Below are 1528 nucleotides of genomic sequence, written 5' to 3'. Positions count from 1 at the left end.
GCAGTAGACTTGCAAAAAAACTTACATGGTGCCTGTAAGAGGATACCGACCTCGTTGTCCTTGAATGAAAGAGGGACTTCACGGCACGTGCAGCCTGAAGTGAAGGGGACTCGAGTACTTCGTAAAGGCAAAAAACGACCCCCTGGCTTCTTGTGACACGACACCACTTTTTTGAATTTGGTTTTGTTTTCGTTTTTAGTTCCTTAACAGAAAATCAGCCGCAAGGGCTTGCATTTGGGCGGGTGCTTTCGGGGACGTCCCCCTTTCTTGCGTCGCCCTTTACTGGTTCGCTGGCGTACCGGATGTAAAGCACGTTGAAAGACATCCCATCCCTCCTCTGCGTATTGGCGGAACTTGATGCACACTTGTCCGATCCGCAAATGGGGTGCTTCTTGCTGCCGTATGCCTTCCATCAGCAGATACGCAATCAGATTCAAGTAGACCATATTCCATACGCCTTGCGGTTTCGTGCTGTATGGGTGCTTCACATGGAAGTGCTGCTTCATGCACTTAAAGAATTGCTCTACCTTCCAGCGGTATTTGTACGCCTGGGCCACGTCTGCGGCCGTCCAGTCCCACCGATTGGTCAACACCCGAATTCGGGTAGTCGCCCCTTTGCGATCCATATAGTCGTATTCCACTACCCGAAGCGTTGCGGTTTCGCCTGTTTTCGGATCGTGCACCTTCACATCCGCATCCACGGCAATCGGATGGCGAAAGTCTGTTCGCTGGTGAATCACCTGAAGCTTGTTATTGGTTTTGATCCGAGCGACGAAGCGTAGGCCCGTCCGGTTCCACTCTACAAATTGGTGGTAATGGATGTATCCCCGGTCGAACAAGTAGGTGACCACCTGCTCATAGACCAGATGGTTGAGCACTTGCGCATCCAAGTCGGCAACAGGAGCCGTGGACAGTACAGTTGCATGGGGGTAGGCCCGTGTATCTCCGGTCAATTTCAAGCAGGTGTGGACTTTCACCGCACAATGGCCTTTTTGGTGGTAGGCCCACTTAGGACCCGTACATCCCAAGGTGATGGTGGTGGAGTCGACCGCTGCCAGCGTGCCCAACCGTTTCCCCAAACGCAACGGTTTGCGTTGATGGAGGGCCGCCACTTCTTTCACTAAATGGAGGTACAGGTCTCGCAAGGCTTCGGTGGGTATGTTGTTGAGCTTGCGGTACAGCGACGACGGGTGGATCGAGTCGATCTCCAACCATTCTTGAAGCCATTTTGCTCGCTTCAGGTGATCGGCGATCTCCCCGAGTGTCCGCTGATGAACAATCCCCTCCAGGAACAAGGCGGCTGTATTTCCCATCCACAGCTTCTTGGCATAACGGTCACTCCAGAAGGCTTGGGCTTTGACATGAAACGCACTACAGAGTTGACGGAAGGTTACCATCTTCGATATGCTAGTAGGCAAGAGGTCTCCTTTCGTTGGTGTCGTCTCAACTCTAACGATACAGGAACCTCTTTTTGTTGTTCAAATTTTTTGGCATTTTACCCCATGTTAACTTCTTTGCAAGTCTACTG

At 51.8% G+C, this 1528-nt stretch carries 1 protein-coding gene; it reads right to left on the bottom strand.

Annotated features, from left to right (window positions below; translation table 11 throughout):
* Positions 1–203 precede the first annotated feature (203 nt).
* Positions 204–1418 carry an IS4 family transposase gene (locus AC6I6H_RS22425; protein WP_497956831.1) on the bottom strand — a complete coding sequence of 405 codons (1215 nt, stop codon included), beginning with the start codon at positions 1416–1418 and terminating at the stop codon, positions 204–206.
* Positions 1419–1528: the final 110 nt, after the last annotated feature.

It is taken from the genome of Gorillibacterium sp. sgz306347 (assembly GCF_059735245.1).
Note: the sequence above shows the minus strand (reverse complement) of the source record. Positions and strands in the feature narration are given on the sequence as shown.